The sequence below is a fragment of the Bradyrhizobium sp. CSA207 genome, assembly GCF_029051685.1.
Classification (GTDB): Bacteria; Pseudomonadota; Alphaproteobacteria; order Rhizobiales; family Xanthobacteraceae; genus Bradyrhizobium.
Window position 1 is genome coordinate 152,803 of the sequence record NZ_JAACFT010000012.1, and the last position, 18,400, is coordinate 171,202.

At 64.1% G+C, this 18,400-nt stretch carries 15 protein-coding genes; 7 read left to right on the forward strand and 8 right to left on the reverse strand.

Annotated elements, in window-relative coordinates; genetic code table 11:
- Complete coding sequence (locus GWG65_RS15775) at positions 1 to 1,491, reverse strand: MFS transporter (RefSeq protein WP_275196538.1); 1,491 nt, start codon at positions 1,489 to 1,491, stop codon at positions 1 to 3.
- A gap of 175 nt (positions 1,492 to 1,666) precedes the next feature.
- Here GWG65_RS15775 and GWG65_RS15780 point away from each other — a divergent pair, with 175 nt between their 5' ends.
- Positions 1,667 to 2,068, forward strand: coding sequence for a DUF3175 domain-containing protein (locus GWG65_RS15780; protein ID WP_275196480.1), 402 nt, complete (start codon positions 1,667 to 1,669; stop codon positions 2,066 to 2,068).
- Positions 2,069 to 2,273: 205 nt separating this feature from the next.
- On the opposite strand, the gene GWG65_RS15785 is transcribed toward GWG65_RS15780, so the two are convergent.
- Positions 2,274 to 4,301, reverse strand: a complete 2,028-nt coding sequence (locus tag GWG65_RS15785; RefSeq protein WP_275196481.1) for a HAMP domain-containing methyl-accepting chemotaxis protein — start codon at positions 4,299 to 4,301, stop codon at positions 2,274 to 2,276.
- A gap of 193 nt (positions 4,302 to 4,494) precedes the next feature.
- Positions 4,495 to 6,534: a HAMP domain-containing methyl-accepting chemotaxis protein gene (locus GWG65_RS15790; protein WP_275196482.1), complete on the reverse strand. Its 2,040-nt coding sequence runs from the start codon at positions 6,532 to 6,534 to the stop codon at positions 4,495 to 4,497.
- Positions 6,535 to 6,866: 332 nt separating this feature from the next.
- Here GWG65_RS15790 and GWG65_RS15795 point away from each other — a divergent pair, with 332 nt between their 5' ends.
- The 4 genes from GWG65_RS15795 (at position 6,867) to GWG65_RS15810 (ending at position 11,924) form a co-directional block, all read left to right on the forward strand.
- Positions 6,867 to 7,352 (forward strand): (2Fe-2S)-binding protein, encoded by a 486-nt coding sequence (locus GWG65_RS15795; RefSeq protein ID WP_275196483.1) that lies wholly within the window; start codon positions 6,867 to 6,869, stop codon positions 7,350 to 7,352.
- A gap of 87 nt (positions 7,353 to 7,439) precedes the next feature.
- Complete coding sequence (locus GWG65_RS15800) at positions 7,440 to 9,782, forward strand: xanthine dehydrogenase family protein molybdopterin-binding subunit (protein ID WP_275196484.1); 2,343 nt, start codon at positions 7,440 to 7,442, stop codon at positions 9,780 to 9,782.
- Between the two features lie 14 nt (positions 9,783 to 9,796).
- Entirely contained in the window at positions 9,797 to 10,597 is an 801-nt protein-coding gene (locus tag GWG65_RS15805; protein ID WP_275196486.1) for a xanthine dehydrogenase family protein subunit M, read from the forward strand.
- A 202-nt stretch (positions 10,598 to 10,799) separates the two neighbouring features.
- Positions 10,800 to 11,924, forward strand: a complete 1,125-nt coding sequence (locus tag GWG65_RS15810) for a CaiB/BaiF CoA-transferase family protein (protein ID WP_275196488.1) — start codon at positions 10,800 to 10,802, stop codon at positions 11,922 to 11,924.
- 234 nt (positions 11,925 to 12,158) lie between these two features.
- On the opposite strand, the gene hppD is transcribed toward GWG65_RS15810, so the two are convergent.
- Positions 12,159 to 13,277, reverse strand: a complete 1,119-nt coding sequence (hppD, locus tag GWG65_RS15815; protein WP_275196489.1) for a 4-hydroxyphenylpyruvate dioxygenase — start codon at positions 13,275 to 13,277, stop codon at positions 12,159 to 12,161.
- Positions 13,278 to 13,397: 120 nt separating this feature from the next.
- On the opposite strand from hppD, the gene GWG65_RS15820 reads away from it, so the two are divergent.
- Both GWG65_RS15820 and GWG65_RS15825 read left to right on the forward strand, forming a co-directional pair.
- Positions 13,398 to 13,877 (forward strand): Lrp/AsnC family transcriptional regulator, encoded by a 480-nt coding sequence (locus tag GWG65_RS15820; RefSeq protein WP_275196490.1) that lies wholly within the window; start codon positions 13,398 to 13,400, stop codon positions 13,875 to 13,877.
- A 76-nt stretch (positions 13,878 to 13,953) separates the two neighbouring features.
- Entirely contained in the window at positions 13,954 to 14,265 is a 312-nt protein-coding gene (locus tag GWG65_RS15825; protein WP_275196491.1) for a DUF1272 domain-containing protein, read from the forward strand.
- Between the two features lie 122 nt (positions 14,266 to 14,387).
- Here GWG65_RS15825 and fahA read toward each other — a convergent pair whose 3' ends face one another.
- The 4 genes from fahA to GWG65_RS15845 form a co-directional block, all read right to left on the reverse strand.
- Entirely contained in the window at positions 14,388 to 15,659 is a 1,272-nt protein-coding gene (gene fahA / locus GWG65_RS15830; RefSeq protein WP_275196492.1) for a fumarylacetoacetase, read from the reverse strand.
- Positions 15,660 to 15,842: 183 nt separating this feature from the next.
- Positions 15,843 to 17,189, reverse strand: a complete 1,347-nt coding sequence (gene hmgA, locus GWG65_RS15835; protein WP_275196493.1) for a homogentisate 1,2-dioxygenase — start codon at positions 17,187 to 17,189, stop codon at positions 15,843 to 15,845.
- Positions 17,186 to 18,148: an MBL fold metallo-hydrolase gene (locus GWG65_RS15840; RefSeq protein ID WP_275196494.1), complete on the reverse strand. Its 963-nt coding sequence runs from the start codon at positions 18,146 to 18,148 to the stop codon at positions 17,186 to 17,188. Before GWG65_RS15840 ends, hmgA begins: the two co-directional genes overlap by 4 nt.
- 22 nt (positions 18,149 to 18,170) lie before the next feature.
- Positions 18,171 to 18,395, reverse strand: coding sequence for a DUF2783 domain-containing protein (locus tag GWG65_RS15845; protein WP_275196495.1), 225 nt, complete (start codon positions 18,393 to 18,395; stop codon positions 18,171 to 18,173).
- Positions 18,396 to 18,400 lie beyond the last annotated feature (5 nt).

Genomic DNA, 18,400 nt, shown 5'->3' on the forward strand with positions numbered 1-18,400 from the left:
TTACTCCATAATAGAGGCGAGCGGCCGGGCGATTTCTTCGAGCGATTTGCGCTCCGCGGAGACGGCATAGCGCCACGCCACGATCGCGGCCGCGATCATCAGTGCTGCCCCCAGCAAATAGCCAGCGAACACGCTGGTCCGTGATCCCGTGTCGATCAACGCGCCGAACAGCGCCGGCCCGATCACGCCGCCGATGCCGGTGCCGACCGCGTAGAACACCGCGATCGCCAGTGCGCGGACTTCCAGCGGAAAGTTCTCGCTGACGGTGAGATAGGCGGCGCTCGCCGCAGGCGAGGCGAAGAAGAAGATCACCATCCAGGCGATGGTCTGTCCTTGCGCGCTCAGTGCGCCGATCGAGAACAGAAAACCGGACAGCGCCAGCAGCAAGCCGGAAACGCCATAGGTGAACATGATCATGGTGCGGCGGCCGAACGTATCGAACAGGCGGCCGAGCAGCAGCGGGCCGAGGAAGTTTCCGGCGGCAAAGGGCAGCAGATACCAGCCGACATGATCGGCGCTGATGCCGTAGAAATCGGTCAGCACCAACGCAAAGGTGAAGAAGATCGCGTTGTAGAAGAAGGCCTGCGCGACCATCAGCATCAGGCCGACCATCGCCCGCCGGCGATAGGTGACGAACAGCGTGTGCACGACTTCACGGATCGGCGTGTGATCGCGCATCTTCAGGCGGATCTTCACGAAGCCGACGTCGCGACCGTCCTGCCTATCTCCGACCACCGATCGCTCGATCTCGTCGACAATTTCATGAGCCCGGTCGGGGCGGCCGTGGATCATCAGCCAGCGCGGACTTTCCGGGATCCACATCCGCATCAACAGCACGACGAGACCGGTGGCCGCTCCGATCAGGTAGGCGAGGCGCCAGCCGAGATCCGGTCCGATTGTTGCGGGGTCGAGCAGCACGATGGCGGCCACTGCGCCCATCGCGGCGCCGATCCAGAAACTTCCATTAATGATGAGATCGGTCCAGCCGCGATAGCGCGCCGGCACCAGTTCCTGGATGGTCGAGTTGATCGCGGTGTATTCGCCGCCGATGCCGGCGCCGGTGAGAAAACGGAACAGCGCGTAGCTCGCGATGTCCCAGGACAGCGCGGTCGCGGCGGTCGCCGACAGATAGAGCGCGAGCGTGATGAAGAACAGCTTCTTGCGACCGATCCGGTCAGTGAGCCAACCGAAGCCGAGCGCGCCGAGCACCGCGCCGGCGAGATAGGCGGAGTTTGCGACGCCGAGATCGAGATTGGTGAAATGCAGCGCCGGGCTCTGCTTCAGCGCGCCGGATAGCGCACCGGCGAGCGTCACCTCGAGGCCGTCGAGGATCCAGGTGATGCCGAGCGCCAGCACGACGCGGGTGTGAAAACCGCTCCACGGCAGGGCATCGAGCCGTGACGGAATGCTGGTCTCGACGATGCGCTCCGCCGCGACTACCGCTGCGACCGAAGGACCAGGATTCAGCGCTGGGCTTTGCTGCAATTCCATCGCGTTGTTGCGTCTGACCAATACCACGTTGCACGCGACGTGGACCAATTCGATCCGATCAAGAGGGTGCGGCATTCCGTCTGCCACCCGCGACAACGCCTGCAGCGATGGCAAGTTCCCTTGGGAACACCGCCCGGGCTCGTCCGTTTCCGGTGGAGCCGCAAGGAGTTGACGCATGGCTCAAGTCAGAAAGACGACACATTCTCGCAAAACCGGATCGCGCAAAGCCGGATCGCGAAAGACGGCTCGGCGGAAGACCAGCGCGCGGAGCAGCGCCACCACGCGCAAGACCTCGAAACGTGGTGCGCCGAAGCGCTGGTCGCAGCGCGTCACAAGAGAAAGCGACGCGCTCGACCTGAAGCGCGGGGTATTCAAGCTGACGAGCCCGAAGAGAATTGCAGCATCGTTGAAGCGCTCGGCCGAGCACAGCTCACGCCGCAAGACCGGCGCCTATCGCTCGGCGCTGTCGATGCTGACGTTCTACATCAATCGTGCGGGGACGACGCTGCCAAAGGCGCAGCGAACACGATTGGAGCGCGCCAAGGTGGAGCTGAAGCGGGCGTTCGGGAGAGAGTGATATCTATCCGCTCGTCGTCCCGGCCTAGTGCGCAATTGCGCACGGGGGGCCGGGACCCATACCGCGGAATCTATCGATTGCGGATGGTAGCAGTGCCGGACCACGAATCTTCGCCAAACCACGTCCTGTGGTTATGGATCCCGGCCTGCGCCGGGACGACAGCGGAGAGTGAGGCGACAGCGAGCGCCTAACGCGCAGCGAATGCTTACGCCGCCCTGATATTCGCCATGAAGCGGTCGAGTTCGGCGCGCAGGCGGGTGCTTTCGGACGATAGCGTCTTGGCCGAGTTCAGCACCTCTTCCGAGGCCGAGCCGGTCTCGGCGGCGCCGCGGTTGACCTGGCCGATGTCGGTGGCCGCGGTCTGGGTGCCCTGCGCGACGGTCTGGACGCTGCGGGCGATCTCCTGGGTGGCGGCCCCCTGCTGCTCGACGGCGCTGGCGATCGAGGTCGCGATCGACGAAATCTGGCCGATCGTGGCGCCGATCTCCTTGATCGCGGCGACCGATTCGGCCGTTGCTCCCTGCATCCCCGCGATGTGCGAGGAAATCTCATCCGTCGCCTTCGCGGTCTGGCTCGCCAGCGACTTCACTTCGCTGGCAACCACCGCAAAGCCGCGGCCGGCCTCGCCGGCGCGCGCCGCCTCGATGGTGGCGTTCAGCGCCAACAGGTTGGTCTGCTCGGCGATCGCCGTGATCAGCTTGACGACCTCGCCGATCTGCTGGGCGGCATGCGAGAGCTTGCCGATCCGGCTGTCGGTTTCCTTGGCCTGCCCGACCGCGGCCTCGGCGATGCGGCTGGAATCGCGGACCTGGCGGCCGATCTCCTCGACCGAGGCCGACAGCTCTTCCGTCGCGGTTGCGACGGACTGCATGTTGGATGAGGCCTGCTCGGAGACGTCGGCGACCTGGCTGGACAGGCTCTGCGTGGTCTCCGCGGTACGGGTCAGCGTCGACGCCGCCGATTCGAGCTGCACGGCCGAGGCTGAGACGTTGGAGACGATGGCGCCGACCGCGCTCTCAAAATCATCGGCAAACCGAATCAGCTCGGAGCGGCGGCTTGCGGCCTGCTCCTTGTTCTGGGCTTCGCTGGCGGCGGCATCGCGTTCGGCTTTCGCCACCGCCTGAACCTTGAATTCTTCCACCGCGCCGGCCATCTCGCCGATCTCGTCCTTGCGGCCGAGACCGGGCAGCACCACGTCGAAATTGCCCGAGGCCAGCTCGCGCATCGCCTTGCACATCGCGATCATCGGACGCGAGATGCCGTTGCCGAGCATCCAGGCCAGCACGGCGCCGATGGCAAGGCCACCCAGCGCCAGCATCAGCATCAGCCGCTCGGTCTCTCCGATCGTCGCATTGGCGCTGGCCTCGATGCGTTGCTGATCGGCGGTCAACTCCGACCGCAGCTCGGCCGAGAGCTTGAGGATGGACGTCGCCGTCTTGGTCATCTCGCCGTTCAGCTTGACGATGATCTTCACGTTCTCCGACAGCTTGGTGAAGGAGGTGCGGTACTGCTTCAGGAGATTGCCGATCTCGGTGACGCGATCGGTGATCTTCTGGTCGTTCGCATAGATCGAGACCAGCAGGGTCTCCAGGAACTTGACGCGCGCGATCACGCCATCGGCGGTCTTCGGCTCCGGCTTGGCGACGAAGGCGCCGACCGAGGTCGAGACCGCGAGATATTGCGAGGTGATGTCCTTGACCGTGGTCTGGACGGACGCAAGCCCCGCCAGCGCCGCGGTGTCGGCGAGATCGTCGAACTTGAAGCGGATCTTGTTGCCGACGCTGTTCAGCTCGTCGCTTGCGATCTTGTTGTTTTCGCGCGTCAGCGTGATGATCTCTCCGAACACCTTCGTGAAGCGCTGGAAATCGGCCTCGAGTTTGCCGACCTGCTCGCGCCGCGCCGCGCCGGTTGTGGCGGACATCGACTTCGAGATCGCCGTCTTCAGATTCTCTTCGGCCGCCTTGGCCGCGGTCTCGTCGTCCGTCGCGCCGGTCAGCGTGTAGGCCCTTGCCAGTCCTTGATAGGCGACGAGCTCGCGATCGACGGTCCGCGCCAGATCGGCTTCCGACACGCTGGTGCGGTAGGAGGCCACGGCGCTCGCGATTCGCTCGAAGCCGAAATAGGCGAAGGCCATGCTGACGGCCAGAATGGCGAGCACCGCCACGAAGCCGAGGATGATTTTTGCGCGAAACCGCAAGGTGAGCAGCTTCGCTTTGTTGTTCGGCTTAGACATGACAGTAGACTTGGCAGACATTCCCCCACCCCATTCCATTTGCGGAAAACCAGGCGCAGCCCGGAAGCAGCCCGCTCCCTGACCCTCCGCCACGTTACGGGGTAAAGGATAAGCGGCGGTAAATTTGTGGCGCCGCAACTCGCGGTTCGGTGATGCGGGGCGCAGCCGCGAGCGCCTAACGCGCGACGGACCGTTACGCCGCCCTGATATTCGCCATGAAGCGGTCGAGTTCGGCGCGCAGGCGGGTGCTTTCGGACGATAGCGTCTTGGCCGAGTTCAGCACCTCTTCCGAGGCCGAGCCGGTCTCGGCGGCGCCGCGGTTGACCTGGCCGATGTCGGTGGCCGCGGTCTGGGTGCCCTGCGCGACGGTCTGGACGCTGCGGGCGATCTCCTGGGTGGCGGCCCCCTGCTGCTCGACGGCGCTGGCGATCGAGGTCGCGATCGACGAAATCTGGCCGATCGTGGCGCCGATCTCCTTGATCGCGGCGACCGATTCGGCCGTTGCTCCCTGCATCCCCGCGATGTGCGAGGAAATCTCATCCGTCGCCTTCGCGGTCTGGCTCGCCAGCGACTTCACTTCGCTGGCAACCACCGCAAAGCCGCGGCCGGCCTCGCCGGCGCGCGCCGCCTCGATGGTGGCGTTCAGCGCCAACAGGTTGGTCTGCTCGGCGATCGCCGTGATCAGCTTGACGACCTCGCCGATCTGCTGGGCGGCATGCGAGAGCTTGCCGATCCGGCTGTCGGTTTCCTTGGCCTGCCCGACCGCGGCCTCGGCGATGCGGCTGGAATCGCGGACCTGGCGGCCGATCTCCTCGACCGAGGCCGACAGCTCTTCCGTCGCGGTTGCGACGGACTGCATGTTGGATGAGGCCTGCTCGGAGACGTCGGCGACCTGGCTGGACAGGCTCTGCGTGGTCTCCGCGGTACGGGTCAGCGTCGACGCCGCCGATTCGAGCTGCACGGCGGAGGCCGAGACGTTGGAGACGATGGCGCCGACCGCGCTCTCAAAATCATCGGCAAACCGAATCAGCTCGGAGCGGCGGCTTGCGGCCTGCTCCTTGTTCTGGGCTTCGCTGGCGGCGGCATCGCGTTCGGCTTTCGCCACCGCCTGAACCTTGAATTCTTCCACCGCGCCGGCCATCTCGCCGATCTCGTCCTTGCGGCCGAGACCCGGCAGCACGACGTCGAAATTGCCCGAGGCGAGCTCGCGCATCGCCTTGCACATCGCGATCATCGGACGCGAGATGCCAGTGCCGAGCAGGAAGGCCAGGACGGCGCCCAGCAGCGTGCCGCCAATGGCGAGCATCAGGACCAGGTGTTCGGTCTGCCCGATAGTTGCTTCCGACTCCGAATCCAGCCGCTGCTGTTCGGCGACGAGGTCCGCCTTCATGGCAGTCGCCCCCTGAAGGATCGCTCCCGCCGAGCCGCTCATCTCGGTGACGAGCTCATCGACCATCTTGGCGTTGGCGATCAGCTTCTCCAGCGCCTCACGGTAGGCCCTCAGCAGACCCTTGGCGTCCTTCAGCCCGACGACGATCTTGTCGTCCATGGAATAGACCGCGCCGAGCGAATTCTCGACGAATTTCAGCCGCGCCAGCGCACTGGACGCGATTGCCTGGTCCGACGTCAGCACGAAATTGGTCGCAGCCGAGCTTGCGGTCTGGAACTGGGCATTGACCTGCTTGGTGCCGAACTCGATTGCCTGCGCCTCGGAATCGGAGGCGTTGTTGCCGATATCCTCGAGCTTGAACTTGAGGAGATTGGCATTGCGCGTGAGCTGATTCTGCAGCAGCAGCGCGCTGTCGCGCTTGGCCTGGAGCACCTTCGCGAAGGTCGCGGAGAAATTCGAAAACTCCTTGGCGAGCTTGTCCAGGCTTTCCTGCCGGGCCGACTTCTTGGCACTCTTGACCGCTTGGCCAATGGCGTTCTTCAGGCTGGCCTCGGCATCCAACGCTGTCTTGGCATCGTCCTCCTTGCCGGTGACGACGAAATATTTGACCGCCGAGCGGTAGGCGAGCAGTTCGCGGTCGATATTGCGGGCGAGATCGGCCTCCGTGACGCTGCTGCGGTAGGACCCGACACCGGACGAGACCCGTTCGAAGCCGAAATAGGCGAACGCCATGCTGCCGGCGGAGATCACCAGCACCGCGGCAAAGCCGAGGATGATCTTGGCGCGGAACCTGAGGGTCGGAAATATGGTGCGCTTTGACGGCGACGCGATACGCCCGGACATTCCAACCCCCATTTTTATGAACAGCCCCGGTCCGGAGGCGCCCCGCCCCCAACCCGATGCGCAAAACTAAGGCAGAATCGATAAGGGGCGGTAAATTCGGCGCACAAGTGCAATTTTTTGGCTTCATCAGCCGAAGACCGGGCGAGCGGGGGACGGGCGGCCGGCATCCGCGCCGGCGGTCCGTTTGGCCGACCCACCCGCGCAACTTATTGCGCGATCGTCGCGATCGATGACTTTTCCATGACCGGGGCGGCCAAAATCGTAGTTGCAAAGTTCCGGGTCGCTGGTCTCTAATTAGAAACAATCAAAATCAATCCCGGGAGGACTTCACCGTGTCTACAGTCAAACTGACAGTGAACGGCAAGGCTGTTGCCGTTGACGTCGAGGACCGCACCCTGCTGGTCCAGCTCCTGCGCGATCACCTCAACCTCACCGGGACCCATGTCGGCTGCGACACCAGCCAGTGCGGCGCTTGCGTCGTGCACATGGACGGCAAGGCGGTGAAATCCTGCACCATGCTGGCGGGACAGGCCGACGGCGCCAACGTCACCACCATTGAAGGCATCGCCAGGGGCGACGAGCTGCACCCCATGCAGGCCGCCTTCCGCGACAATCACGGCCTGCAGTGCGGCTATTGCACGCCGGGCATGATCATGTCGGCGATCGACATTGTGCACCGCCATGGTGGCGAGCTCGACGAGGCGACCGTCCGCCAAGAGCTCGAAGGCAATATCTGCCGCTGCACCGGTTACCACAACATCGTCAAAGCCGTGCTGGATGCGGCCGGACGCATGAAGGTTTCGCAGGCGGCCGAGTAATACGGCTCGCCTCGAACAAGAATCACCACCGCCGCTTTCGATGGAAAGGGCGGGCAAAACACAGAATTCCAGTCGGGAGGACAGGACATGGGTGTTGAAGGCATCGGCGCAAGCGTCGTGCGCAAGGAAGACAAGCGTTTCATCACCGGCAAGGGCCGGTACGTCGACGACATCAAATTGCAGGGCATGACCCATGCCCATTTCATCAGAAGCCCGCACGCGCATGCCAAGGTGAAGGGGATCGACTCCGCCGAGGCGCTGAAGATGCCGGGCGTGGTCGCGGTACTTACCGGCCAGCAAATTGTCGACGACAAGGTCGGCAACCTCATCTGCGGCTGGGCCATCACGTCGAAGGACGGCAGCCCGATGAAGATGGGCGCATGGCCGGCGATGGCGCCCGAGACGGTGCGTTTCGTCGGTCAGGCCGTCGCGGTGGTGATCGCCGAGACCAAGAATCTCGCGCGCGATGCGGCGGAAGCGGTCGTCGTCGACTATGAAGAGCTTCCCGCGGTCGCCGACGTGCATGCCGCGATCAAGGCTGGCGCGCCGCAGCTTCATCCCGAGGCCCCCGGCAACCAGGTTTATGACTGGGTCATCGGCGATGAGGGCGCGACCGACGCCGCCTTCTCGAAGGCCGCCAATGTGGTCAAGCTCGACGTCACCAACAACCGCCTCGCGCCCAATGCGATGGAGCCGAGGGCGGCGATCGCCGATTACGATTCGGCGGAGGAGCATTTCACGCTCTACACGACGTCGCAGAATCCCCACGTCGCCCGCCTCGTGCTGTCGGCATTCTACAACATCGCGCCCGAGCACAAGCTACGCGTGATCGCCCCGGACGTCGGCGGCGGCTTCGGCTCGAAGATCTTCATCTATCCCGAAGAGATGGTGGCGCTGTGGGCTTCGAAGAAAGTCGGCCGTCCCGTGAAATGGACCGGCGACCGCACCGAGGCCTTCCTCACCGACGCGCATGGCCGCGACCATGTCACCCATGCCGAGATGGCATTTGACGCCAACAACAACATCACCGGCTTGAAGGTGAAGACCTACGCCAATTTCGGCGCCTACATGTCGCTGTTCTCGTCGTCGGTGCCGACCTATCTCTACGCGACGCTGCTGTCGGGCCAGTACAACATCCCGGCGATCCATGCCGAGGTGATCGGGGTCTACACCAACACCACCCCGGTCGACGCCTATCGCGGCGCGGGCCGCCCCGAGGCGAGCTATCTGATCGAACGGCTGATGGAGACGGCGGCGCGGCAGCTGAAGGTCGATCCGGCCGCGCTGCGCCGGCAGAACTTCATCACCCAGTTCCCGCACCAGACGCCGGTGATCATGGCCTATGACACCGGCGACTTTAACGCCTCGCTCGATGCCGCGATGAAGGCGATCGACTATGCCGGCTTTGCCGCACGCAAGGCCAAGGCGAAAGCCGACGGCATGCTGCGCGGCATCGGCGTGTCCTGCTACATCGAGGCCTGCGGCATCGCGCCCTCGAAGGCGGTCGGCAGCCTGGGCGCCGGCGTCGGCTTGTGGGAATCCGCCGAGGTACGCGTCAACCCGGTCGGCACCATCGAGATCCTGACGGGCTCGCACAGCCACGGTCAGGGTCACGAGACCACGTTCTGCCAGCTCGTCGCGGAGCGACTCGGCATTCCCATCAGCCAGGTCTCGATCGTCCATGGCGACACCGACAAGGTGCAGTTCGGCATGGGCACCTACGGCTCGCGCTCCGCGGCCGTCGGTCTCACCGCGATCCTCAAGGCCATGGAGAAGATGGAAGCCAAGGCCAAGAAGATCGCCGCGCATGCGCTGGAGGCATCGGAGGCCGACATCGTCATCGAGAATGGCGAGTTCAAGGTGACCGGCACCGACAAGGCGATCGCGCTGCCGATGGTCGCTCTCGCGGCCTACACCGCGCACAATCTGCCGGATGGGATGGAGCCGGGCCTGAAGGAGAGCGCCTTCTACGATCCGACCAACTTCACCTTCCCGGCAGGGGCGTACATCTGTGAAGTCGAGGTCGATCCCGGCACAGGCAAGACCTCCTTCGTCAACTTCGTCGCGGCCGACGATTTCGGCCGGCTGATCAACCCGATGATCGTCGAGGGCCAGGTCCATGGCGGCCTCGCTCAAGGCATCGGGCAGGCGCTGCTCGAGCACGCTATCTATGATGCCAACGGCCAGCCGGTCACGGCCTCGTTCATGGACTACTCCATGCCGCGCGCCGACGATCTGCCGTCGTTCAAGCTCTCCCACACCACGACGCTCTGCCCGGGCAATCCCTTGGGCATCAAGGGTTGCGGTGAGGCCGGCGCGATCGGCGCCTCTGCGGCCGTGATCAACGCGATCACGGATGCGATCGGCAAGAACAATCTGGAAATGCCTGCCACCCCGGACCGGGTGTGGCGCACGATCCACGCGGCCTGAGAGGAGCATCAAAGATGTATCAGACCACTTATCATCGCGCCTCCTCGGTCGATGAGGCCGCCGCTCTCTTCGCGAAGGGTAGTGAGGCGAAATTTCTCGCCGGCGGCCAGACGCTGCTGCCGGTCATGAAGCAGCGGCTCGCCAGCCCGTCGGATGTGATCGATCTCGGCAAGATCAAGGAGTTGATCGGCATCGAGGTCTCGGGCGACACGCTGACCGTCAAGGCCGCAACACCGCATTATGACGTCGCGACCAGCGACGCCGTGAAGAAGGCGATACCCGCGCTTGCCTATCTGGCGTCGCTGATCGGCGATCCCGCCGTGCGATACCGCGGCACGATCGGCGGCTCGATCGCCAACAACGATCCTGCCGCGGATTATCCCGCCGCGCTGCTCGCGCTCGGCGCCACCGTGAAGACTAACAAGCGGTCGATTGCGGCGGAGGATTTCTTCAAGGGCCTGTTCACGACCGCCCTCGAGGACGGCGAGATCATCACGTCGGTGTCGTTCCCGGTTCCGCAGAAGGCGGGCTACGCCAAGATGCCGCATCCCGCCTCGCGCTTCGCGCTCACCGCCGTCTTCGTCGCGCAGACGAAATCGGGCGAGATCCGAGTCGCCGCGACCGGCGCCTCGCAAAGCGGCGTGATGCGGGTGCCCGCGATCGAGGCCGCGCTGAAGACAAGCTGGTCGCCGTCAGCCATCGATGGCGTGACCATTTCGGCGAGCAATCTGCTGTCAGATATCCACGGCACGTCGGAGTACCGTGCCAATCTGATCAAGGTGATGGCGCAACGCGCCGTAGCCGCGGCTGGTTGATAGCGCCTCAACACAAATTTTCCGCGGCGCGCACTTCGGTGCGCGCCGCTTTTATTTCGGCTATGCGGCATGAAAATCGCTTGCCTCGCTGGCGTGAAGGCGGGAAAAGTTAATCAGCCAATTAACTCGCCCCACAGAGGAACGTCCCGAGCGCCTGTCGATCATTGGCGATCCGCGCCTCGAGACCCGAGGAAACAACAACGTGCTCGACAAATCAGCCCAAGAAAAATCAGAAGGCTCCTCCGTCCGCACCTCAGGCCCGCTTTCAGGCTTCCGCATCGTCGAATTCGCCGGCATCGGCCCGGGTCCGTTCGCCAGCATGATGCTGGCCGACATGGGCGCCGAGGTCGTTACCCTCGACCGCGTCGGCGCGAAGAAGAGCATGAAGTCGGTGGCCGGACGCGGCCGCAAGGTGGTCGAGCTCGACCTCAAGGACAAGGCTGCAATCGCAGAGGTGCTCGACCTGCTTGCCAGCGCGGACGCGCTGGTCGAAGGTTTCCGTCCCGGCGTGATGGAGCGGCTCGGGCTCGGCCCTGACGTGGTGCTTGCCCGCAATCCAAAGCTCGTCTACGGCCGCATGACCGGCTGGGGCCAGGAAGGCCCGCTTGCAAACGCCGCCGGCCACGACATCAATTACATCTCGATCACCGGCGCGCTCGCCGCGATCGGCACCAAAGAAGCGCCGGTGCCGCCGCTCAACCTGGTCGGTGATTTCGGCGGCGGCGCGCTCTATCTCGTCGTCGGCGTGCTCGCCGCATTGCTGGAAGCCTCGAGGTCGGGCAAGGGCCAGGTGGTCGACGCTGCGATGTGCGACGGCGCGGCATCGCTGATGTCGTTCTTCTTCGACATGACCACGATCGGCCGCTGGACCGAGGGCCGCAACCAGAATTTCCTCGACGGCGGCGCGCATTTCTACGGCGTCTACGAATGCGCCTGCGGCCATTTCGTCTCGATCGGCTCGATCGAGCCGCAGTTCTATGCGCTGCTGCGCGAGCACGCTGGCCTAACCGATGCCGATTTCGACGCGCAGATGGACCGCAAGGCCTGGCCCGCGCTGAAGGAGAAGCTGAAGGCCGTGTTCAAGAGCAAGACGCGCGAGGACTGGTGCAAGATCATGGAAGGCACCGACATCTGCTTCGCGCCGGTGCTGACCATGTCGGAAGCGACCGAACATCCGCACATGGTCGCCCGGAACGTCTTCGTCGAGCGCCACGGCGTCAAGCAGCCGGCACCGGCGCCAAGGTTCTCGCGGACGCCGTCGGCGGTGCGCGAGCCGGAGGCGGCGGAGCTCGGGGCGGTGACGAAGGCGTGGAAAGCGGGAAGATAAACTCCCGGTCAGCGCACCAACCTCCTCTCGTCATCCCGGACAAGCGCGCCCCCTAAGCGCGCGCGCCGATCCGGGATCCATAACCACAGGCGGATGTGGTTGCGAAGACTCGGAGTTGGCGCCTCGCGCCGCGACTACGTCCTGTGGATATGGGTCCCGGATCTACGCGCGCTTTGGCGCGCTTGTCCGGGACGACACCTGTTGGTTGGCAGCAGTCGCGTCCAACGCGGCGGCCTAAGCCGCCGCATCCACCTTCAGCACCCCACGGCGGATCTGATCTTCCTCGATCGACTCGAACAGGGCCTTGAAATTGCCCTCGCCAAAGCCGTCATCGCCCTTGCGCTGAATGAACTCGAAGAAGATCGGGCCAATCGCGTTGGCCGAGAAGATCTGGAGCAGCACCTTGGTCTGGCCGCCGTCGACGACGCTCTCGCCGTCGATCAGGATGCCATTGTTCTGAAGCCGCGCAACGTCCTCGCCATGCTGGGGCAGACGGGCGTCGATCCGCTCGAAATAGGTGGCGGGCGGAGCCGGCATGAACGGCAGGCCGACTTCGCGAAGGCCCTCGATCGTGCTGTAGATGTCGCGGCAGCCGCAGGCGATGTGCTGGATGCCTTCGCCGCGATAGATCTTCAGATATTCCTCGATCTGGCCGGAATCGCCGGCATCCTCGTTGATCGGAATCCGGATCTTGCCGTCGGGGCTGGTCAGCGCCCGCGAGAACAGGCCCGACGCACGTCCTTCGATGTCGAAGAAGCGGATCTGGCGGAAATTGAAGAGCTTCTCGTAGAAGCCGGTCCAGACATCCATGCGGCCGCGGTGGACGTTGTGGGTGAGGTGGTCGAGATAGAACAGGCCGGCACCTAGGGGACGCGGATCGCGCGCGCCGAGCCATTCGAACTCGGCATCATAGGCCGAGCCCTTGGCCCCATAGCGATCGACGAAATAGAGCAGGCTGCCGCCGATGCCCTTGATCGCGGGGACGTCGAGCGCCTTCTGCGCGGATGACACATCGGCCGGTTCGGCGCCGAGCGCAATCGCCCGATCATGAGCCGCCTTGGCATCGACCACGCGGAACGCCATCGACGGCGCGCAGGGGCCATGCGCGGCGACAAAGTCATAACCGTGGGTGCCGGGCTCCTCGTTGACGAGATAGTTGATGTCGCCCTGGCGATAGACCGTGATTGCCATGCTCTTGTGGCGCGCGACGGGCGCATAGCCCATCAGCTTGAACAGCGCGTGCAGCTCTTGCGGGTTGGGGTGCGCATACTCGACGAACTCGAACCCGTCGGTCCCCATCGGATTGTCGGCGCTGATCGTGGCCGGCGGTGCATCGTGCGGAAACGGACCCATGGTGCTCTCCCAATTGCTGCTGCCCTGAACTATCCTTCATCAAGCGCGCAAGGAGCGTGCAATCGGGACGCATTTTCGCTACCCTACGCACAGTTTGTGCATGGATTGGACATTTCGCGCATGATTTCAGTAGACGCCTTCGACGTCAGGATTCTGAGCGCGCTCCAGGATGACGGTCGCCTCACCAACCAGGAACTTGCCGAGCTCGCGGGCCTCTCGGCCTCGCAATGCTCGCGGCGGCGGATGCGGCTGGAGGAGGAGAAGGTGATCGCGGGCTATCACGCCGACCTCTCCAGCGAGGCGCTCGGTTTCGGCGTGGTCGCCTTCATCCAGGTGACGCTGGCCACGCACTCGCCGGACAATTCCAAGCGCTTCCGCACGCTTGTGAACCGCATCGACGAGATCCAGGAGGCCTATTCGCTGACAGGCGATGCCGACTACGTGTTGAAGGCCGTGCTGCGCGACCTCAAGGGGCTCTCCAACCTCGTCAACGATGTGCTGATGCCGCACCAGAGCGTGGCGCATGTGCGCTCATCGATCGTGCTTGACAGGCTGAAGGAGAGCACGCGGCTGCCACTGAAGGATTTGAAGGCTGGCTGAAATCGAGGGAAATGCGGCATTCGCGATTTCTGCCTGATTTGCGATGATGCGTTCGCTTCGAGCGAGGGCTTTCAAAATGGCGCTGCAACTTCGACCGAACTGCGAATATTGCGATCGCGACCTGCCGCCGAATGCAACGGATGCGCGGATCTGCTCCTATGAATGCACGTTCTGCGCGGAGTGTGTCGAGACGAAACTGTCCAACGTCTGCCCGAACTGCGGCGGCGGCTTTGCCCCGCGCCCGATCCGCCCCACGCAGGAATGGCGGCCGGGCGTGTGCACGTCCAAGCAGGCACCATCAGACAAGCGAGTGCATCTGAAGTACAGCCTGGAGGACGTTGCCGCGCATTGCGCGAGGATACGCGACGTGCCGGCTGAGAAACGGTAGGTCTCTCCACGCGTCATTGCGAGGAGCCCTTCGCGACGAAGCAATCCAGACTGCCTCTGCGGAAAGATTCTGGATTGCTTCGCTGCGCTCGCAATGACGGAGTGGGTGGCGACGACCGAGCCTCACTCCGCCGGCAAAATCGTGCCCTCGACCTCGCCGAAGCCGACGCGGTAGCCGTTGCCCTGGCACCAGCCGCGCATGACGAGGCTATCGCCGTCTTCCAGGAACGACCGCTTGGCGCCGCCGGGCAGTTCGACCGGCTCGGTGCCATTCCAGCTGATTTCCAAGAGGCTGCCGCGCTGATTCTTCTCCGGGCCGGAGATCGTGCCGGACCCCAAGAGATCGCCGACGTTCATCGCGCAGCCGCTCGACGCATGATGCATCAGCTGCTGCACCGAGGACCAGTACATGTATTTGAAGTTGGTGCGGCTGATGCTCGTTGGCGCATTCGCGCTGCCCGGGCGCAGGTAGACATCGAGCTCGATGCTGTAGTTCTGTGCCTTGCCCTGCTTGAGATAATCCAGCGGCGCCGGCTCCTGCTCTGGCCCGTTCAGCCGGAACGGCTCCAGCGCCTCGCGCGTCACCACCCACGGACTGATCGAGGTCGCAAACGCTTTCGCCAGGAACGGCCCCAGCGGCACGTATTCCCATTGCTGGATGTCGCGCGCGCTCCAGTCGTTGAGCAGCACGAAGCCAAAGATCATCTCCTCGGCTTGTTGCTCGGTTAGCATGCCGCCCATGGCTGAGGCCTGGCCAATCACGACGCCCATCTCCAGCTCGAAATCGAGCCGCTTGCACGGCGCAAAGCTCGGCGTCTCCACGTTCGGCGGCTTCAACTGCCCGCGCGGCCGCCGCACTTTGGTGCCGCTGACGACGACCGTCGAGGCACGGCCGTTATAGCCGATCGGCATATGGAGCCAGTTCGGCTGCAGCGCATTGTCCTTGCCGCGGAACATCACGCCGACATTGGTGGCGTGCTCCTTGGATGAATAGAAATCGGTGTAGCCGGAGACCGCGAATGGCATGTGCATTGTCACATCCGCCATCGGCACCAGCGCCCGCGCGCGCAGTTCCCTGTTGTCACGCAGCTCCGGATGATCGGCGCGCAACAGCTCGCTGATTCGCGCCCGCGTCTTCGACCAGACCTTGGGCCCGAGGGCCATGAAGGCATTGAGCGACGGCGCTGAAAACACCCCGAGCGGTCCGACGTCGAGCCGGGAGTCTTGCTCGAGCTCCCAGAGATCGAGCACGTAATTGCCGATGGCGACGCCGACGCGGGGCGTCGGATTGGCTACGGTCGAGAACACGCCGTAGGGCAGGTTCTGGATCGGGAAGTCGGACGCGGCATCGACGTCGATGAAGGAGCGGAGGCTGGGATCGTTGGGATGGGGCATTGGTTGTCCGTTGGCTCTGTCACCCTCCCCTGGAGGGGGAGGGTCGTTTCGCATGAGCGTAGCGAAATGCGAAGCGGGGTGGGGTGATCTCTCAACACGGGCACCGCCTCAATGGAGAGACTGTCACCCCACCCCGCTCGCTGACGCGAGCGACCCTCCCCCTCCAGGGGAGGGTAAGAAGAACTACGGCCGGTTCGGATCGAACCGCTTTTCGAGGCCCGTCCAGCAATCCGCATAGTCGTCCTGCAACGTGGCGGAATTTGCGGCATGCGCCGTCACGCGCTGCGGATAGCGGGTCTCGAACATGAAGGCCATGGTGCCTGTCAGCTTCACCGGCTTCAATTCGCCGTTGCTGGCGTGCTCGAAGGCGTCGCGATCGGGGCCGTGCGGCAGCATGCAATTGTGCAGCGACATGCCGCCGGGGACGAAGCCTTGCGGCTTGGCGTCATAGACGCCGTAGATCAGGCCCATGAACTCGCTCATGATGTTCATGTGGTACCAGGGTGGACGGAAGGTGTTCTCGGCAACCAACCAGCGCTCGGGGAAAATGACGAAATCGATATTCGCGGTGCCCGCCGTCTCAGACGGCGAGGTCAGCACCGTGAAGATCGAGGGATCCGGATGGTCGAAGCTGATCGCGCCGACTGGCGAGAACGTGCGCAGATCGTATTTGTAGGGCGCATAATTGCCGTGCCAGGCGACGACATCGATCGGTGAGTGCGGCAGCGTGGTCTTGAACAGCGCGCCGCCCCATTTCACGAACAGCTCGGTCGGCGTGTCCTTGTCCTCGTAGCAGGCGACCGGCGTCAGGAAGTCGCGCGCATTGGCGAGGCAGTTGGCGCCGATCGGCCCGCGTTCCGGCAGCGTGAAGGCGCCACCGTAGTTCTCGCAGAGGTAGCCGCGCGCCGGCCCGTTCGGAATCTCGACGCGGAATTTGACGCCGCGCGGGATTACCACGATCTCACCCGGCTCGGCGTCGATGCGGCCGAACTCGGTGACGACGCGCAGATTGCCCTGCTGCAGCACGAACATCAGCTCGCCGTCGGCATTGTAGAAATGTTGGTCCACCATCGACTTGGTGATGAGATAGACATGCGCGGCCATGCCAGCCTGCGTGTTGACGTCGCCGGCCGTCGTCATGGTCTGCACGCCCTGGAGGAAGGTCATGTCCTCCTTCGGGATCGGCGCTGGATCCCAGCGCAGTTGCGCGATCGGCAGATCGTTTTCATGGCATGGTGCCGAGCGCCACAACCCGGCATCGGCCTTCTCGAAACGTCCCGAATGCTTCACCGACGGGCGGATGCGATACAGCCAAGATCGCTCATTGGTGCCGCGCGGCGCCGTGAAGGGCGAGCCGGAGAGCTGCTCGGCGTAGAGCCCATAGGCGCAGCGCTGCGGCGAGTTGCGCCCGATCGGCAGCGCGCCCGGCAGCGCCTCCGTTTCAAAGCTGTTGCCGAAGCCGGACATGTAGCCCGGCGTGACCTGTGCGGTGCTGCGAACGATCTGATCCGGCGAGGTATTGATGTTCATGATGATCCTCCTCCTTGCAGGGCGGCCCACATCTCCTGGTCGCGCTTGTCGGTCCAGATCACGGGGTCATCGATCCCCGAGGCCTCGTCGAAGGCGCGCGACACGTTGAACGGCAGGCAGTGCTCGTAGATGGCAAAGCTGGAAAATTTTGGATCCATCACCTCGCGCGCCGCCGCCATGGTGTCCTTGAGCGAGCGTCCCTTAGCGACGGACATTTCAGCGGCGCCGTAGAGCGTGGTGACGAAGTCGCGCGTCATCGCGATCGCCTCGCGCCCCGTTCCGAGCCCCTTCAGCGCATCGCCGCGGCCGGGCGCAATCGCCTTCGGATTGAAATTGCGGATTTCGTTCAGTGTCAGCGGCCATTCGCGCAGATGCGCGTCCCCGCAATAGCAGGCCGAGTGATATTCGATGAGATCGCCCGAGAACATGACTTCGGCGTCCGGCACCCAGGCAACGATGTCGCCGGAGGTGTGGCCTGCGCCAAGCTGCATCAGCCGCACCTCGCGCTTGCCGAGATAGATCGACATCTCGCCTTCGAAGGTCAGCGTCGGCCAGGTCAGGCCGGGAATGCTCGCCGCATCCTGGAACAGACGCGGAAAGCGGCCGTATTCGGAATCCCAGTCCTGCTGGCCGCGCTCCTCGATCAGACGATAGGTCTCCTGCGAGGCGACGATGCCCTGCGCCTTGTAGGCGGATGCGCCGAGAACGCGCACGGCGTGATAGTGCGACAGCACGACGTATTTGATCGGCTTATCGGTGACGGCTCGCACGCGCTCGATCACTTTGTTGGCCATTGCGGGCGTTGCCTGAGCGTCGAACACGAGGCAGCCGTCGTCGCCAACGATGACGGCCGTGTTCGGATCGCCTTCCGCGGTGAAGGCGTAGAGATCGGTGCCGATCTCGGAGAAGGTGATCTTCTTCTCGGAGAGATCGCCGGTGGATGCGAAGTTCTTCGCCATCAATTTATCCTTTGAGAGCTGGCTATTGTTGTTGCTGTTGTTGCTGCTGACCGTCGATCATGCGGCGCTTTGCCAGCACGATCGCTTCCCGCAGCAGGTCGATGTCGCCGATGTGGTTGGCGAGGATCAGCACCAGCGCGGCGTCGACATCGGCGCTCTGCTCGTCCGTGAGGCCGCGATGAGCCTCGACGATGGCGCGAAAGGCGTCATCGGGCCGTGCGAAATTGGAAGCGGTGGACAACGGCATGCTGT

What these genes read in the sequence shown, in the direction of transcription:
- GWG65_RS15825 (WP_275196491.1), top strand. Translation starts at nt 13,954, where the DNA reads ATGGCGCTGCAACTTCGACCGAACTGCGAATATTGCGATCGCGACCTG.
- hppD (WP_275196489.1), bottom strand. Translation starts at nt 13,277, where the DNA reads ATGGGTCCGTTTCCGCACGATGCACCGCCGGCCACGATCAGCGCCGAC.
- GWG65_RS15805 (WP_275196486.1), top strand. Translation starts at nt 9,797, where the DNA reads ATGTATCAGACCACTTATCATCGCGCCTCCTCGGTCGATGAGGCCGCC.
- GWG65_RS15780 (WP_275196480.1), top strand. Translation starts at nt 1,667, where the DNA reads ATGGCTCAAGTCAGAAAGACGACACATTCTCGCAAAACCGGATCGCGC.
- GWG65_RS15775 (WP_275196538.1), bottom strand. Translation starts at nt 1,491, where the DNA reads ATGGAATTGCAGCAAAGCCCAGCGCTGAATCCTGGTCCTTCGGTCGCA.
- GWG65_RS15800 (WP_275196484.1), top strand. Translation starts at nt 7,440, where the DNA reads ATGGGTGTTGAAGGCATCGGCGCAAGCGTCGTGCGCAAGGAAGACAAG.
- GWG65_RS15820 (WP_275196490.1), top strand. Translation starts at nt 13,398, where the DNA reads ATGATTTCAGTAGACGCCTTCGACGTCAGGATTCTGAGCGCGCTCCAG.
- GWG65_RS15785 (WP_275196481.1), bottom strand. Translation starts at nt 4,301, where the DNA reads ATGTCTAAGCCGAACAACAAAGCGAAGCTGCTCACCTTGCGGTTTCGC.
- GWG65_RS15845 (WP_275196495.1), bottom strand. Translation starts at nt 18,395, where the DNA reads ATGCCGTTGTCCACCGCTTCCAATTTCGCACGGCCCGATGACGCCTTT.
- GWG65_RS15790 (WP_275196482.1), bottom strand. Translation starts at nt 6,534, where the DNA reads ATGTCCGGGCGTATCGCGTCGCCGTCAAAGCGCACCATATTTCCGACC.
- fahA (WP_275196492.1), bottom strand. Translation starts at nt 15,659, where the DNA reads ATGCCCCATCCCAACGATCCCAGCCTCCGCTCCTTCATCGACGTCGAT.
- hmgA (WP_275196493.1), bottom strand. Translation starts at nt 17,189, where the DNA reads ATGAACATCAATACCTCGCCGGATCAGATCGTTCGCAGCACCGCACAG.
- GWG65_RS15840 (WP_275196494.1), bottom strand. Translation starts at nt 18,148, where the DNA reads ATGGCGAAGAACTTCGCATCCACCGGCGATCTCTCCGAGAAGAAGATC.